Here is a 15,486-nt window from a genome sequence, read left to right on the forward strand (position 1 = left end):
AGCCTGACGACGTGGCGAGCTTCCGTTCCGACCCCACCCCGGTCTCCGGGGTGCCGCTGACCAGCGGGAACACCCGGGTCAAGAACGCGCGGAAGCTCGCCCGTCGTGCATTTCGGGCCGAGCAGCGACTCTTCCTCGCCGACGGCCCCAAGGCCCTCGAGGGCGCACTCGGGGTCCCCGGCTGCGTGCTCGAGGTGTTCGCCACCCCCGAGGCCACCGCGCAGCACGGCGCTCTGCGTGCCCGCGCCGAGCGCTGGACGCTGGTCGACGCGCACGCACTGGCCTCGCTGAGCGACTCCGTCACCCCGCAGGGCGTGGTGGGCGTCTGCCGCTTCGTCGACCGACCGCTGGAGCACGTGCTGTCCCCGGCTCCGCGACTGGTGGCGATCTGCGCCGACGTGCGCGACCCCGGCAACGCCGGCACCGTGATCCGGTGCGCGGACGCGGCCGGCGCAGGGGCGGTCGTGCTGGCGGGCAACAGCGTGGACCCCTACAACCCCAAGACGGTGCGGGCAACGGTCGGCAGCCTCTTCCACCTCCCCCTCGCCACCGCGCGCGACGCGGCGCACGCGGTGCGCGCGGCGCAGGCGGCCGGGCTCCAGGTGCTGGCCGCCGACGGCAAGGGCGAGCTCGACCTCGACGACGCCGCCGACGCCGGGCAGCTGGTCGCGCCCACGGCCTGGCTGTTCGGCAACGAGGCCTGGGGCCTGCCCGACGAGCTGGCCGCGCTGGCCGACCACCGGGTGCGCATCCCGCTGCACGGCCGGGCCGAGAGCCTGAACCTCTCCACCGCCGCCGCGATCTGTCTCTACGCCTCCGCCCGAGCCCACCGCTGAGATGGCCGGCGCCGAGGTGAGCGACCTTGACCTGCTCCCCGACGGCGCCGTCATCGCCGACGGGCAGGGCACCGTGCTGGCGGTCAGCGACGTGGCGGCGAGGATGCTGGGGCGCCCGGGCTCCGCGCTGCTCGGCACGCCGCTGCCCGACGTACTGACCCTGCAGGACCAGGACGGGCGGTACTGGTGCCAGACGAACCGCCCCTACGACGGCCTGCGCACCCGCACCGGTGTCCCCGAGCAGTCCTGGCTGCTCCCCGACGGCGTCGAGGTGCTGGTCGCCGCCCGGATCCACCGCGACGACGCGGGGGAGGTACGCCGGGTCGCGGTGAGCATCCGCTCCGGGCGCGGCCGGGCCCGCCTGGACCGGGAGCGCTCCGACCTGGTGGCCACGGTGGCCCACGAGCTGCGCTCGCCATTGACCGGGGTGAAGGGCTTCGTGCAGGCGATGCTCAACCGGTGGGACAAGCTCAGCGACGCGCAGAAGCGGCTGATGTTGACCACCGTCAACGCCGACGCCGACCGGCTCAGCCGGCTGATCGCCGAGCTGCTCGACGTGGCCCGCATCGACACCGGACGGCTCTCGCTCTACCCGCGCCCCTGCGACGCGGTGCTGCTCAGCCGGCGCGTCGTGGAGTCCGTCTCGGCGGGCACCTCCCGCCCGGTGGAGCTGGTCGCCGCCGCGGGGCTGGCCGAGATCAGCGCCGACCCGGACAAGTTCACCCAGGTCCTCACCAACCTCGTCGAGAACGGCGTGCGGCACGGCACGGGGACGGTGCGGGTGACGCTGTCGCCACTCGGCTCCGCTGCGGAGTTCGCCGGCGTCGAGATCACCGTGGACGACGAGGGGGAGGGGATCCCCGAGGAGATGCGCCAGCGCGTGTTCACCAAGTTCTGGAAGCACGGCGAGCGGGGCGGCTCCGGGCTGGGCCTGTACCTCGTGGTGGGGCTGGCCCGGGCGCACGGAGGGCGGGTCACCATCGCCGAGGCGCCCTCGGGTGGGGCGCGGGTCTGCGTGGCCTGGCCGAGCGAGGACCGGCGCCAGGACTGAGCCGGCCCGGCAGCGGTCATCCGGTTGGCGGCGGCTCGCCCGGACTTCCTAGACTGGCCGCTGAGATCACCGCTCCTGCCGGAAAGGCAACCATGTCGGGCCCCAACACCGATTACGACCCTGTCCAGGTCACGCCGCTGCGTGCCGACGAGGTCGAGACCGCGCGCGATGCCGCGCTGGCCGCGATCGCCGCTGCCGGCGACCTCGCCGAGCTCAAGGAGGTCCGCCTCCAGCACGCCGGCGACCGCTCCCCGCTGGCGCTGGCCAACCGGGAGATCGGTGCCCTGCCGCCGCAGGCGCGCAAGGAGGCCGGCCGGCGCGTCGGCCAGGCCCGCAAGGACGTCGGCACGGCGCTGACCCAGCGCCAGGCGGTGCTCGAGGCCGAGCACGAGGAGCGGATGCTGGTCGAGGAGACCGTCGACGTCACGCTGCCCACCGACCGCCGCCCCAAGGGCGCGCGGCACCCGATCACCATGCTCTCGGAGCGGATCGCGGACATCTTCGTCGCGATGGGCTGGGAGATCGCCGAGGGCCCGCAGGTCGAGGCCGAGTGGCTGAACTTCGACGCGCTCAACCTCGGTGCGGACCACCCGGCGCGCACCATGCAGGACACCTTCTGGCTCGAGCCGGCCGCGGCCGCCCTGGTGCTGCGCACGCACACCTCGCCGGTGCAGGCCCGGACCATGCTGACCCGGACCCCGCCGATCTACATCGCCTGCCCGGGGCGGGTCTACCGCACCGACGAGGTCGACGCGACCCACTCGCCGGTCTTCCACCAGGTCGAGGGGCTGGTCATCGACGAGGGCATCACGATGGCCCACCTCAAGGGCTCGCTGGACCACCTGACCACCGCGCTGTTCGGCGACGGGATCACCACCCGGTTCCGGCCGTCCTACTTCCCCTTCACCGAGCCCTCGGCCGAGATGGACCTGGTCTGCTTCGTGTGCCGCGGCACCGGCCTCGACGACGCCGGCGGCGACGCCTGCCGCACCTGCCGCGGCGAGGGCTGGATCGAGCTCGGCGGCTGCGGCGTGGTCAACCCCCGGGTGCTGGTGGCCTGCGGGGTCGACCCGGAGCGCTACACCGGCTTCGCCTTCGGGTTCGGCATCGACCGAGCCCTGATGTTCCGTCACGGCGTCGAGGACCTTCGCGACGTGTTCGAGGGTGACGTCCGTTTCACCCAGCCCTTCGGAGTGGAGATCTGATGCGCGCCCCCGTCTCGTGGATTCGCGAGTACGTCGACCTGCCGGCCGACCTGTCCACCGAGGAGCTGGCCCGCAAGCTGACCATGCTCGGGCTCAAGCTCGAGGCGCTCGTCGCGCCCGGTGACGCCATCACCGGGCCGCTGGTGATCGGCCGGGTGCTGACGCAGGAGAAGGAGCCGCAGAAGAACGGCAAGACCATCAACTGGTGCACCGTCGACGTCGGCGACGCCAACGGCACCGGCGAGCCCCAGGGGATCGTCTGCGGGGCGCACAACTTCGGCGTGGGCGACCTCGTCGTCGTCGTGCTGCCCGGCGCCGTCCTGCCGGGCGGCTTCGCGATCGGCGCGCGCAAGACCTACGGCCACCTGTCCGCCGGGATGATCTGCTCGGCCGCCGAGTTGGGCCTGCCCGCGGACGCGCTCGGGTCGGGCGAGGGCATCATCGTGCTCCCCGAGGACGCTGGTCAGCCCGGCGATGACGCCTTCGCGGTGCTGGGCCTCGACGACGCGGTGATCGAGTTCGAGATCAACCCCGACCGCGCCTACGCGCTGTCGCTGCGCGGCATCGCCCGCGAGGCCGCGCTCGGCTTCGGCGCGCCGTACACCGATCCGGCGCAGCGCGAGATCCCGGCCGCCAACGACGCCGGATACCCGGTGCTCGTCGACGACGCCGACGCCTGCCCGGTCTTCGTGACCCGCCAGGTCAGCGGCTTCAACCCGGCCGCTCCGACGCCCGGCTGGATGGCCACCCGGCTCACCCAGGCCGGGATGCGCCCTATCTCGCTCGGCGTGGACGTCACCAACTACGTGATGCTCGAGCTCGGCCAGCCCATCCACGGCTACGACCAGGCCAAGCTCTCCGGTCCGATCCGGGTCCGGCGCGCGGCGCAGGGCGAGGAGCTCACCACGCTGGACGGCGTGCGCCGCACGCTGAGCCCCGAGGACATCCTGATCACCGACGACTCGGGCCCGATCGGCCTGGCCGGGGTGATGGGCGGCGAGCACACCGAGCTCAGCGACACCACCACCGAGGTGCTGATCGAGGCGGCCTGCTTCGACCCCGCCTCGATCTTCCGCACCCAGCGCCGGCACAAGCTGCCCTCGGAGGCCTCCAAGCGCTTCGAGCGCGGCGTCGACCCCGAGCTGGCGGCCTACGCCGCGGACCGGGTCGCGACGCTCCTGGTCGAGCACGGCGGAGGCACGCTCGAGGAGGGCGTGAGCGTCGTCGGCGCGGCGCCGGCGCGCCGTACCGTCTCGATGAGCGTGGACCTGCCTGCGCGCATCACCGGGATGGACATCGCCGACGCGACCACCGTCGCGCACCTCGAGGCGGTCGGCTGCGAGGTCAGCGTCGTGGACGGCACGCTGAGCGCGGTCGTGCCCTCCTGGCGTCCCGACATCAGCGACCCCTTCGACCTCGTCGAGGAGGTCGCCCGGATCGTCGGCTACGACCAGGTGCCCTCGGTGCTGCCGCCGGCCCCGCCCGGACGCGGACTGAGCACCGAGCAGCGGCTGCGCCGCCGGGTGGGCCTGGTGCTCGCCGGGGCCGGCTTCAACGAGGTGATCAGCTACCCGTTCGTCGGGGACGCCGACTGGGCGCGGCTGGGGCTGCCCGAGGACGACGCGCGGCGCCAGGCCATCCGGATCGCGAACCCGCTGTCCGCGGAGGAGCCGGCGCTGACCACGAGTCTGCTGCCCGGGCTGCTGCGGGCGCTGGGGCGCAACGCCGGGCGCGGGATCGCCGACGTGGCGCTCTTCGAGACCTCCGTGGTCTTCCTGCCCACCGGCACCGAGGCCGCGCCGATCCTGCCGGTCGACCGCAGGCCCACCGACGAGGAGTGGGCGGCGATCCAGAAGGCCGTGCCGCACCAGCCGATGCACCTCGCGGTTGCCCTGAGCGGAGACCGTGAGGGCGCTGGTTGGTGGGGCGAGGGGCGTGCCGCCTCCTGGTCCGACGCGGTGGCCGCGGTGCGTGAGGTGGCCGCGGCGCTGGGCGTCGAGATCGAGGTCCGCGCCGCCGCCGTCGCGCCGTGGCACCCCGGTCGCTGCGCCGAGATCCTGCTCGGCGGTGTGGTCCTGGGACACGCCGGTGAGCTGCACCCCAACGTGTGCAAGGCCTTCGGCCTGCCGCCGCGGGCCGCGGCCGCCGAGGTGGACCTCGAGGCGCTGCTGGAGCATGCCGTCACGATCACGCCGGCCCCGCACTTCTCGTCGTACCCGGTGGCCAAGGAGGACGTCGCCCTGGTCGTCGACGAGTCCGTGCCCGCCGCCGCCGTCGAGACCGCGCTGCGCGAGGGCGCCGGCCCGCTGCTCGAGTCGGTGCGGCTCTTCGACGTCTACACCGGCGAGCAGGTGGGGGAGGGGCGCAAGTCCCTCGCCTTCGCCCTGCGTCTGCGCGCCCCGGACCGCACCCTGAAGGAGGGCGAGGCCGCGGCCGCACGCGACGCCGCGGTCGCGCTCGCCGCGGAGCGTACGGGCGCTGTCCAGCGCTGATCTCCCCCTGTCGGTTTCCCCGGTCGGCCGGGGGACGCTGAACTTGTCGGCCGAAACATCGCCCGACAAGTTCAGCGTTTGCCCGACAAGTCGCACCCCCGAGCCCGAGAACGCCGAGTCGGCGTGAACTCGCGGGCATTCGGGGTCGAGTCGGCGTGAACTCGTACGCGGCCGGCGCGGATCGGCCGATGGCCGGTCGAGGGCGCCTGGCCAACCGTTTGCCCATGAGTCCACGGCGACTCGGCGGCCGTACGGCGTGAGTTCGCGCCGACTGGGCGCTCGTACGGCGTGAGTTTGCGCCGACTGGGCGCGCGTACGGCGCGTGCTCGCGCCGACTGGGCGCTCGTACGGCGTGAGTTTGCGCCGACTGGGCGCGCGTACGGCGCGTGCTCGCGCCGACTCGGCGGGCGTACGGCGTGAGTTCGCGCCGACTGGGCGGTCGTACGGCGTGAGTTGGCGCCGACTGGGCGGGCGTAGGGGGTGAGTTCGCGCCGGGTCGGTGGGGTTAGGTGATGGGTTGGTTCACTACCTGGCGGAAGCGGGCGTAGGCGGCGGGCTCGCCGGTGACCGTGACACCCTCGTCGCCGGCGCGCCGCCACAGCCAGGCGTTGAGGGCGGCGGCGTGACCGCTGACCACGGCGGCCGGCTTCGCTCGATGTTCCATCGACCGGCGCTCGATCACCCGGATGTCGTCAAGGTCGTGCGCGACGTCGTCCCCGTTGCTCCCGGTGAACCGGCCGACCTGCACCCAGATCTCGTCGCCGGTGTCGGCCATGTCCACGCGCAGCAAAGGGCCGTCGGCTGCGAACGACCCGAACGGGGGAACGCCGCCGAACATCACCGTCAGGGCCTCGTCGACACCGTCCGCGGCCAGCTCGCGATCGATCTCGGAGACGCCGGCGCCCGCGGTGTGCTCGGCGTCGAGGCGGTGGATCAGGGCCTCGTGTGCCTGGCGTCGCAGAGTGAAGCCCACCGTCTGCTCATCGGCCCAGCTCCAGGCCTGCTCGGTCGGGCGCGCCGCCGCGAGCGCCGAGACCAGCGCGGAGGCCGCGGCCTCCGACGCCGCCATCAGCTCGGCCCACGACGCGGGGCGCGGCGGCGCGGTCCGCTCGTCGGGCCCAGCGGGGCGATGGGTCACGATCCAGGCCCAGAAGTCCTGCACTTCGGTGAGATGCCAGAGCAGGTCCGCGGCGTCCCACTCCGGGCAGGTGGGCACCCGATCGTCGGGAGCACACCCGCCTAATGCAGCGCGGAACCGGGTAGATTCAGTGCTGATGTGCTCCAGGTAGGTCGCAGGTGCCAGGCGCGTCATGCCCAGACGCTAACCCGGCCGCCCGCCCGGCGGACAGGAATCGACCACCCCGCGTAAGAAACCATGCATGCCAGTGTATAGTCATGCATATGTCAACTACCCAGATATCCGTCGCCGTCGCCGGCGCGTCCGGGTACGCGGGCGGTGAGGTGCTCCGGCTCCTGCTCGGCCACCCCGCCGTCACGATCGGTGCGTTGACCGGCGGCTCCAACGCCGGACAGCGGCTTGGTGCTCTCCAGCCCCACCTCGTCCCGCTGGCCGACCGGATCCTCGAACCGACCAACCCGGAGACCCTGAGCGGCCACGACGTGGTCTTCCTGGGGCTGCCGCACGGGCAGTCGGCCGAGATCGCCAACGCGCTCGGCGACGACGTCGTCGTCATCGACTGCGGGGCCGACTTCCGCCTCGAGGACCCCGCGCTGTGGGAGAAGTTCTACGGCGGCACGCACGCCGGCGCCTGGCCCTACGGCATGCCCGAGCTGCCCGGCCAGCGTGAGCGGCTCAGCGGCGCGCGCCGGATCGCGGTCCCCGGCTGCTACCCGACCGTCTCCACCCTCACCGCGGCGCCCGCGCTCGCGCACGGCCTGATCGACCCCGACATCGTGGTCGTCGCGGCCAGCGGTACGTCGGGCGCCGGCAAGGCTGCCAAGCCGCACCTGCTCGGCAGCGAGATCATGGGCAACGCCAGCGCCTACGGGGTCGGCGGGGTGCATCGGCACACGCCCGAGATCCTGCAGAACCTCGGCCGGCTCGTCGACGACGAGGTGAAGGTGAGCTTCACCCCGCTGCTGGTGCCGATGCCGCGCGGGATCCTGGCCACGGTCTCGGCGCCGGTGCGCGAGGGCGTCACCGCCGAGTCCGCCCACGCCGTGTACGCCAAGGCCTACGCCGACGAGCCGTTCGTGCACGTCCTGGCCCAGGGCCAGTGGCCGCAGACGAAGTCGGTGACCGGATCGAATGCGATCCACCTCCAGGTCACCGTCGACGAGGACGCGGGGCGCCTGGTCGCGGTCGGCGTGGTCGACAACCTGGCGAAGGGCACCGGCGGCGCCGCCGTCCAGTGCATGAACCTCGCCCTCGGTCTCGAGGAGACCCTGGGCCTGAGCACCGTAGGGATAGCACCGTGAGCGAGCCCACCGAGACCCCCGAGCCCACCGAGGCCCCCGAGCCCCCCGAGCCCACCCAGCCCACCGAGAGCGAGCCCGCCGCGTCGGGCGCGACGTTCACGCTGCAGCAGTTCCCCGAGAAGCTGGCCGTGATCAAGCTCCCGGCCGGCGCCGAGATCCCCGCCTGGGCCGAGTCCTCGTCGCTGTTCTCGATCACCGCGACCGCCACCGAGACCTCGCTGATCTGCGCCGGTCGCGACGTGCCCGCGAAGGTGCCGGCCCACAAGGGGCTCACCGCGTTCGCCGTCCAGGGCCCGCTCGACCCGGCGCTGATCGGCGTGCTCAGCGCCCTGCTGACACCGCTGGCCGAGGCCCAGATCCCGGTCTTCGCGCTCTCCACCTTCGACACCGACTGGCTCCTGGTGCCCGCCCCCAAGGCGGACCAGGCGGCCGAGGCCTGGCGACGACGGGGCCACACCGTCACCGTCGCCGTACCCGTCGCCCCGCCGAAGAAGACGCAGCCCAAGAGCTCTCGCGCCGAGAAGTCCGAGGCCCGGAAGCAGGGCCCGTCGAGCGCCCCCTCCGGAAAGAAGAAGCCCAAGAAATGAGCGTCACCGCACCCGCCGGGTTCGTCGCCGCCGGCGTCCCCGCCGGCCTGAAGTCCACCGGCGCCAAGGACCTGGCGCTGGTCGTCAACCAGGGCCCGACCTACGACTCGGCCACCGTCTTCACCAGCAACCGCTGCAAGGCCAACCCGATCCTGTGGAGCCAGGAGGTGGTCAAGGACGGCGTCGTGCGCGCGATCGTGCTCAACTCCGGTGGCGCGAACTGCTACACCGGCGCCGAGGGCTTCCAGACCACGCACGCGGTCGCCGAGCAGGTGGCCACCCGGCTCGGCATCGGGGCCATCGACGTGGTGGTGTGCTCCACCGGCCTGATCGGGCTGGCCAACCCCCGCCAGAACCTGCTGGACGGGGTCGACGCCGCCTACGCCGCCCTGGGCGCCGAGGGCGGCGACGACGCCGCCGAGGCGATCATGACCACCGACTCGGTGAGCAAGCAGACGGTGGTCGAGGGCGCCGGCTGGAGCATCGGTGGGATGGCCAAGGGAGCCGGGATGCTGGCCCCCCAGCTGGCCACCATGCTGGTCGTGCTGACCACCGATGCCGTGGTCCCGGCGGCCGATCTGGACAAGGCGCTGCGTGCGGCGACCCGGGTCAGCTTCGACCGGCTCGACTCCGACGGCTGCATGTCCACCAACGACACGGTGAGCGTGATGGCCAGCGGCGCGAGCGGGATCACGCCCACCCTCGAGGACTTCACCGACGCGCTCACCCAGGCCTGCACCGACCTGGCCATGCAGCTGCTCAAGGACGCCGAGGGCGCCGACCACGAGATCGCCATCACCGTGCTCAACGCGGCCACCGAGGACGACGCCGTCGAGGCGGCCCGCAGCGTGGCGCGCAGCAACCTCTTCAAGGCCGCGGTGTTCGGCAAGGACCCCAACTGGGGGCGGGTCCTGGCCAGCCTCGGCACCACCGACGCCGCGTTCGACCCGGCGGACCTGGACGTCGCGATGAACGGTGTGTGGGTGTGTCGCAACTCGACGCCGCACGAGGACCCCGCGAAGGTCTCGCTCGAGGCCCGCGAGGTCAGCGTCACCATCGACCTCAAGTCCGGTTCCGAGCGGGCCACCGTCTGGACCAACGACCTCACCCACGCCTACGTCCACGAGAACAGCGCGTACAGCTCATGAGCGACGACAACACCAAGCCGGCACCGGACCCCAAGAAGGCCGCCACCCTGGCGGCGGCCCTGCCGTGGCTGAAGAAGTACAACGGCAAGATCATCGTGATCAAGTACGGCGGCAACGCGATGACCGACGACCGGCTCAAGCGCGCGTTCGCCGAGGACATCGCGTTCCTGCGCTTCGCCGGCTTCAAGCCGGTCGTGGTGCACGGCGGCGGCCCCCAGATCTCCGCGATGCTCGACCGCTTGGGCATCGAGTCCGAGTTCAAGGGCGGGCTGCGGGTCACCACCCCCGAGGCGATGGACGTGGTGCGGATGGTGCTGGTCGGCCAGGTCCAGCGCGAGCTGGTCGGCCTGGTCAACGAGCACGGACCGCTCGCGGTCGGCCTCTCCGGTGAGGACGCCGGCCTGTTCACCGCCGAGGCGGCGAGCACCGTCGTCGACGGCGAGGAGGTGGACCTCGGCCTGGTCGGTGAGGTCACCCAGGTGCGCCCCGAGGCGGTCCTCGACCTCGTCGAGGCCGGCCGGATCCCGGTCATCTCCAGCGTCGCCCCCGACGTCGACGGCGTCGTGCACAACGTCAACGCCGACACCGCCGCGGCCGCGTTGGCGGTCGCGCTGGGCGCCGAGAAGCTGCTGGTGCTCACCGACGTCGAGGGCCTCTACCGCGACTGGCCGCACAGCGACGACCTGATCGGCGAGATCAGCCCCGAGAGCCTGGCCGAGCTGATGCCCGGGCTGGCCAGCGGGATGGTGCCCAAGATGGGAGCCTGCCTGAGCGCCGTCACGAACGGCGTGCCGCGCGCCACCGTCGTGGACGGCCGCGAGCAGCACGCCGTCCTGCTCGAGCTCTTCACCGACGAGGGGATCGGCACCCAGGTGCTGCCCCACGTGGAGACCAAGATCCGCAAGGCGAAGGAGGCCCCCGCATGAGCGACTGGAAGGCCCGTTACTCAGGGGCCCTGATGAACACGTTCGGCCCGCCCAAGCTCGTGCTCACCCGCGGCGAGGGGGCTCGGGTCTGGGACGAGGACGGCAAGGAGTACCTCGACCTGCTGGGCGGCATCGCCGTCAACTCGCTGGGCCACGCCCATCCCGCGCTGGTCGGGGCGGTCACCGATCAGCTCGGCACCCTCGGGCACATCTCCAACTTCTTCGCCAGCGGCCCGCAGATCGAGCTCGCCGAGAAGCTGCTCGAACTGCTCGGCGCCGAGGGCAGGGTCTTCTTCGCCAACTCCGGCGCAGAGGCCAACGAGGCGGCGTTCAAACTCACCCGACGCACCGGGCGCACCCACGTGGTCGCCATGGAGGGGGGCTTCCACGGCCGCACCATGGGCGCGTTGGCGCTCACCTCCAAGGCCGCCTACCGCGAGCCCTTCGAGCCGCTGCCGGGCGAGGTCACCTTCGTGCCGTACGGCGACGCCGACGCGCTCGAGGCCGCGGTCACCGAGCGCACCGCCGCGGTCGTCGTCGAGCCGATCCAGGGCGAGGCCGGAGTGGTCCTGCCGCCCGAGGGGTACCTCGCCGCCGCCCGCCGGATCACCCAGCGCCACGGCGCGCTGCTGTGGATCGACGAGGTGCAGACCGGCATCGGTCGCACCGGCGCCTGGTTCGCCCACGCCGAGCACGGGGTGAGCCCCGACATCGTCACGCTCGCGAAGGGGCTCGGCGGCGGCATCCCGATCGGCGCCTGCATCGCCACCGGCGAGAGCGCCACGCTCCTGCAGCCGGGCAACCACGGCACGACGTTCGGTGGCAACCCGGTCGCCTCGGCGGCCGCGCTCGCGGTGATCGCGACCATCGAGAAGGAGGGCCTGCTGGCGCACGTCGAGGCGCTGGGGGAGCGGCTGCGCGACGGCCTGGGCGCCGACCCGCGCGTCAGCGAGGTCCGCGGCCGGGGCCTGCTGATCGGGCTCGACCTGGTCGGCGCCCGCTCGGCCGAGGTCGTCGAGGCCGCCCAGCGGGCCGGCTTCATCATCAACGCCTGCACCCCCGAGCGGATCCGGCTCGCGCCGCCGCTGGTGCTGACCCAGGAGCAGGCCGACTCGTTCCTCGCCGCCTGGCCGGCCATCCTCACCGAGGCCGGCCTGTGACCCGCCACTTCCTGCGCGACGACGACCTCAGCCCCGCCGACCAGGCGGCGGTGCTCGCGCGGGCCGCGGAGCTCAAGCAGGCGCCGTACGACGCGAAGCCGCTGGCCGGGCCGAAGAGCGTGGCCCTGATCTTCGACAAGCAGACGCTGCGCACCCAGTCGTCGTTCTCGGCCGGTGTGGCCGAGCTCGGCGGCTTCCCGATGGCCATCGACGGGCGGCTCGCCGCGATCGGCGAGCGCGAGTCGATCGCGGACGTCGCCCGGGTCCTGGGGCGCCAGGCCAGCGTGATCGTGTGGCGCACCTACGAGCAGGCCAAGCTGGAGGAGATGGCGCACTGGGCCGGGGTGCCGGTGGTCAACGCGCTGACCGACGAGTTCCACCCCTGCCAGCTGCTCGCCGACCTGCAGACGGTCATCGAGCGCCGGGGGCCGCTGGCCGGCCAGACCGCGACGTTCCTGGGCGACGGCGCCTGCAACGTGGCGCACTCGTGGCTGCTGGCCGGGACCACCGCCGGGATGCACGTGCGGATCTCGGCGCCGACCGGATTCGAGCCTGCCGCGGAGGTGATGGCCCGGGCCACCGAGATCGCCGCCACCACCGGGGGATCGGCGACGTTCGTGGCCGACCCGATCGAGGCGGTCACCGACGCCGGCGTGCTGATCACCGACACCTGGGTGTCGATGGGCAAGGAGTCCGAGAGCGACGAGCGGCTGCGGGCCTTCGCCGCCTTCGCCCTCGACGAGGAGAAGCTGCGACACGCCCAGCCCGATGCGCTCGTCCTGCACTGTCTGCCCGCCTACCGCGGCAAGGAGATCACCGCCGACGTGCTCGACGGACCCCAGAGCGCCGTGTGGGACGAGGCCGAGAACCGGCGCCACGCCCAGAAGGCGGTCCTCAGCTGGCTGATGGAGGAGACCGGCTCGTGAGCGAGGACTCCGCGGTCGTCAACCCGATCACCAAGATCGCCCGCCAGCAACGGGTGATCGACCTGCTCGAGCAGCACGAGATCCGCTCGCAGTCCGAGCTCGCGGAGTTGCTCGCCGAGCGCGGCGTCCACGTCACCCAGGCGACGCTGAGCCGGGACCTGGTCGAGCTCGACGCCGTCAAGGTGCGGGCACGCTCGGGGGCACTGGTCTACGCCGTGCCCGGGGAGGGGGGCGACCGCACCCCCGCCCACCTGCGCGAGACGGCCTCCGCGGGCAACCGGCTGGCCCGGCTCTGCTCCGAGCTGCTGGTCAGTGCGGAGTCGAGCGCGAACCTGGTCGTGCTGCGCACCCCGCCGGGGGCGGCGCAGTTCCTGGCCAGCGCCTTCGACAAGGCCGAGCTCGGCGACGTCCTCGGCACGATCGCCGGTGACGACACCGTCCTGGTGATCGGTCGCGACCCGCGCGGCGGAGAGCTGCTGGCGCGCCGCTTCCTGTCCCTGGCCAACGACCCCAAGAACCTGCCGGTCGACTGAGCACGCCCGCCAGTCGCACCCGAACCTGAAACAGAGGACCCCCGTGACCGAGAACCAAGGGACCACCAACGCCGGCATGCTCTGGGGCGGCCGGTTCGCCGGCGGACCGAGCCCGGAGCTCGATGCGCTGTCGAAGTCGACGCACTTCGACTGGCGGCTGACGCCCTACGACCTCGCCGGGTCCCGCGCCCACGCCAACGCGCTGCACGGGGCCGGCCTGCTCAGCGACGACGACCACACCGAACTGCTGCGTGGCCTGGACGTGCTCCGCGAGCGCTACGACGCCGGGCAGCTGCACCCCGACGCCGGCGACGAGGACGTGCACGGGGCGCTCGAGCGGCTGCTGGTCGAGGAGGTGGGCGCAGAGGTCGGGGGCCGGCTGCGCGCCGGACGCTCGCGCAACGACCAGATCGCCACGCTGTTCAAGGTCTTCCTGCGCGACCACGCCCGGGTCGTCGCCGGAATGGTCCTCGACCTCGTCGAGGCGCTGGAGGCGCATGCCACCGAGCACCTCGGCGCGATCATGCCGGGGCGCACCCACCTGCAGCACGCCCAGCCGGTCCTGCTCTCGCACCACCTGCTGGCCCAGGCCTGGCCGCTGGTGCGCGACGTCCAGCGCCTGCGGGACTGGGACGCGCGAGTGGCGGGCGACTCGCCGTACGGCTCGGGGGCGCTGGCCGGCGCCAGCCTGGGCCTCGACCCTCGGGCCGTTGCCGCCGAGCTCGGCTTCAGCGACTCCACGGCGAACTCCCTCGACGGCACCGCGGCACGCGACTTCGTCGCCGAGTTCGCCTTCGTCACCGCCATGATCGGGGTGGACGTGAGCCGGCTGGCCGAGGACGTGATCCTGTGGGCCACCCGGGAGTTCGACTTCGTGCGCCTGCACGACAGTTGGTCGACCGGCTCGAGCATCATGCCGCAGAAGAAGAACCCCGACATCGCTGAGCTGGCGCGGGGCAAGGCGGGCCGGTTGATCGGCAACCTGACCGGGTTGATGGCCACCCTCAAGGCGCTCCCGCTGGCCTACAACCGCGACCTGCAGGAGGACAAGGAGCCGGTCTTCGACTCCGTCGACACCCTGGAGGTGCTGCTGCCTGCGGTCACCGGCATGGTGCGCACCCTGCGGTTCAACACCGAGCGGATGGCAGAGCTCGCCCCGCAGGGGTTCTCACTGGCCACCGACGTGGCGGAGTGGCTGGTGCGCGAGGGCGTGCCGTTCCGGGTGGCTCACGAGGTCGCGGGGGAGTGCGTCCAGCGCTGCGAGCAGCTCGGCCTCGAGCTCAACGAGCTCAGTGACGAGCAGTTCGCGGAGATCTCCGAGCACCTGAGCCCCGAGGTCCGCGAGGTGCTGAGCGTCGAGGGCTCGGTGGCCTCGCGCAACGGCCGGGGCGGGACCGCTCCGGTGCGGGTGGGCGAGCAGCTCGAGGAGATCCGTCGCGCGGTCCGTCAGGCGCGGGCCCACCTCGAGTCGTGACCGGCTCGGCCGACCTGGACGAGCTGCTTGCCCGACCCGCCCCCGAGGTCGCGCCGGCGCTGCTCGGGGCGACGATCAGCCACGCCGGCGTCACGGTGCGGCTCACCGAGGTCGAGGCGTACGGCGGTGCCGACGACCCGGGCTCGCACGGGGACCGAGGCAGTACGGCGCGCAACGCGGTGATGTTCGGCCCGCCCGGACGCCTGTACGTGTACTTCACCTACGGCATGCACCACTGCGTCAACGTGGTCACCGACCACGAGGGAGTGGGCTCCGCCGTGCTCCTGCGCTCCGGGGAGGTGATCGCCGGGGAGGACCTCGCACGCAGCCGACGTGGCAGCGCCACGACGCGCGACCTGGCCCGCGGCCCGGCCCGGCTGTGCCAGGCCCTGGCGCTCGACCTCAGCCACAACGGGGCGCCCATCGGCGCCGGCGAGGTCGAGCTGTGCCTGCCGGCCGGTGGCAACGCCCCGGCGGTGGGCACCGGGCCGCGGGTGGGCCTGCGGCTGGCCGCCGAGCGGCCCTGGCGCTACTGGTTGGAGGGCGATCGGTACGTCTCGACGTACCGGCCCGCGACCCCCCGGCGACGCCCCTGAACACCCCTCACCGGACCCGATTTGCACGGCTCGCCAGGCCCGGTCTAATGTTCTGTCTGTCGCCGAGAGCGGCGGGGAGCAAGGCCCTGAAGAGGGTGCGGGCTCCCGGCTCT

General features: G+C 72.9%; 14 protein-coding genes. 13 read left to right on the plus strand and 1 reads right to left on the minus strand.

Translation table 11 applies throughout. From position 1 onward, the window contains the following. The first annotated feature begins 11 nt into the window (after positions 1 to 11). From AC6EH9_RS19395 to pheT, 4 genes are all read left to right on the plus strand, one after another. Complete coding sequence (locus AC6EH9_RS19395) at positions 12 to 836, plus strand: TrmH family RNA methyltransferase (RefSeq protein WP_498425324.1); 825 nt, start codon at positions 12 to 14, stop codon at positions 834 to 836. 16 nt (positions 837 to 852) lie between these two features. Next, entirely contained in the window at positions 853 to 1,887 is a 1,035-nt protein-coding gene (locus AC6EH9_RS19400) for a sensor histidine kinase (RefSeq protein ID WP_498425325.1), read from the plus strand. Positions 1,888 to 1,979: 92 nt separating this feature from the next. Next, complete coding sequence (gene pheS, locus AC6EH9_RS19405) at positions 1,980 to 3,092, plus strand: phenylalanine--tRNA ligase subunit alpha (protein ID WP_498425326.1); 1,113 nt, start codon at positions 1,980 to 1,982, stop codon at positions 3,090 to 3,092. Beyond that, positions 3,092 to 5,584, plus strand: coding sequence for a phenylalanine--tRNA ligase subunit beta (gene pheT / locus AC6EH9_RS19410; protein WP_498425327.1), 2,493 nt, complete (start codon positions 3,092 to 3,094; stop codon positions 5,582 to 5,584). Before pheS ends, pheT begins: the two co-directional genes overlap by 1 nt. Before the next feature lie 505 nt (positions 5,585 to 6,089). On the opposite strand, the gene AC6EH9_RS19415 is transcribed toward pheT, so the two are convergent. Then, the gene (locus AC6EH9_RS19415) at positions 6,090 to 6,896 is read right to left on the minus strand and encodes a maleylpyruvate isomerase N-terminal domain-containing protein (protein WP_498425328.1); all 807 of its coding nucleotides are present in this window, start codon (positions 6,894 to 6,896) and stop codon (positions 6,090 to 6,092) included. Between the two features lie 83 nt (positions 6,897 to 6,979). Here AC6EH9_RS19415 and argC point away from each other — a divergent pair, with 83 nt between their 5' ends. From argC to AC6EH9_RS19460, 9 genes are all read left to right on the plus strand, one after another. Next, on the plus strand, positions 6,980 to 8,023 hold the full coding sequence (gene argC / locus AC6EH9_RS19420) for an N-acetyl-gamma-glutamyl-phosphate reductase (RefSeq protein ID WP_498425329.1): 1,044 nt from the start codon (positions 6,980 to 6,982) through the stop codon (positions 8,021 to 8,023). Continuing rightward, positions 8,020 to 8,610 carry an ACT domain-containing protein gene (locus AC6EH9_RS19425; RefSeq protein WP_498425330.1) on the plus strand — a complete coding sequence of 197 codons (591 nt, stop codon included), beginning with the start codon at positions 8,020 to 8,022 and terminating at the stop codon, positions 8,608 to 8,610. The genes argC and AC6EH9_RS19425 overlap by 4 nt, the downstream gene beginning before the upstream one ends. Further along, positions 8,607 to 9,758: a bifunctional glutamate N-acetyltransferase/amino-acid acetyltransferase ArgJ gene (argJ, locus tag AC6EH9_RS19430; RefSeq protein WP_498425331.1), complete on the plus strand. Its 1,152-nt coding sequence runs from the start codon at positions 8,607 to 8,609 to the stop codon at positions 9,756 to 9,758. The genes AC6EH9_RS19425 and argJ overlap by 4 nt, the downstream gene beginning before the upstream one ends. Next, a complete protein-coding gene (gene argB, locus AC6EH9_RS19435; RefSeq protein WP_498425332.1) occupies positions 9,755 to 10,684 on the plus strand; it encodes an acetylglutamate kinase in 930 nt (309 codons plus the stop codon). The genes argJ and argB overlap by 4 nt, the downstream gene beginning before the upstream one ends. Further along, complete coding sequence (locus AC6EH9_RS19440) at positions 10,681 to 11,844, plus strand: acetylornithine transaminase (protein ID WP_498425333.1); 1,164 nt, start codon at positions 10,681 to 10,683, stop codon at positions 11,842 to 11,844. Before argB ends, AC6EH9_RS19440 begins: the two co-directional genes overlap by 4 nt. After that, complete coding sequence (gene argF, locus AC6EH9_RS19445; RefSeq protein ID WP_498425334.1) at positions 11,841 to 12,770, plus strand: ornithine carbamoyltransferase; 930 nt, start codon at positions 11,841 to 11,843, stop codon at positions 12,768 to 12,770. The genes AC6EH9_RS19440 and argF overlap by 4 nt, the downstream gene beginning before the upstream one ends. Then, the gene (locus AC6EH9_RS19450; protein WP_498425335.1) at positions 12,767 to 13,303 is read left to right on the plus strand and encodes an arginine repressor; all 537 of its coding nucleotides are present in this window, start codon (positions 12,767 to 12,769) and stop codon (positions 13,301 to 13,303) included. The genes argF and AC6EH9_RS19450 overlap by 4 nt, the downstream gene beginning before the upstream one ends. A gap of 76 nt (positions 13,304 to 13,379) precedes the next feature. After that, positions 13,380 to 14,777 carry an argininosuccinate lyase gene (argH, locus tag AC6EH9_RS19455; RefSeq protein ID WP_498425337.1) on the plus strand — a complete coding sequence of 466 codons (1,398 nt, stop codon included), beginning with the start codon at positions 13,380 to 13,382 and terminating at the stop codon, positions 14,775 to 14,777. Further along, positions 14,774 to 15,373, plus strand: a complete 600-nt coding sequence (locus AC6EH9_RS19460) for a DNA-3-methyladenine glycosylase (RefSeq protein ID WP_498425336.1) — start codon at positions 14,774 to 14,776, stop codon at positions 15,371 to 15,373. Before argH ends, AC6EH9_RS19460 begins: the two co-directional genes overlap by 4 nt. The last annotated feature ends 113 nt before the right edge of the window (positions 15,374 to 15,486 follow it).

The organism is Nocardioides sp. Z21_20 (genome assembly GCF_059766585.1).

Bases quoted from the DNA above. Each gene is read 5' to 3' on its own strand.
- argJ (WP_498425331.1), top strand. From the start codon at position 8,607: ATGAGCGTCACCGCACCCGCCGGGTTCGTCGCCGCCGGCGTCCCCGCC.
- argH (WP_498425337.1), top strand. From the start codon at position 13,380: ATGCTCTGGGGCGGCCGGTTCGCCGGCGGACCGAGCCCGGAGCTCGAT.
- argB (WP_498425332.1), top strand. From the start codon at position 9,755: ATGAGCGACGACAACACCAAGCCGGCACCGGACCCCAAGAAGGCCGCC.
- pheS (WP_498425326.1), top strand. From the start codon at position 1,980: ATGTCGGGCCCCAACACCGATTACGACCCTGTCCAGGTCACGCCGCTG.
- pheT (WP_498425327.1), top strand. From the start codon at position 3,092: ATGCGCGCCCCCGTCTCGTGGATTCGCGAGTACGTCGACCTGCCGGCC.
- argC (WP_498425329.1), top strand. From the start codon at position 6,980: ATGCATATGTCAACTACCCAGATATCCGTCGCCGTCGCCGGCGCGTCC.
- AC6EH9_RS19440 (WP_498425333.1), top strand. From the start codon at position 10,681: ATGAGCGACTGGAAGGCCCGTTACTCAGGGGCCCTGATGAACACGTTC.
- AC6EH9_RS19415 (WP_498425328.1), bottom strand. From the start codon at position 6,896: ATGACGCGCCTGGCACCTGCGACCTACCTGGAGCACATCAGCACTGAA.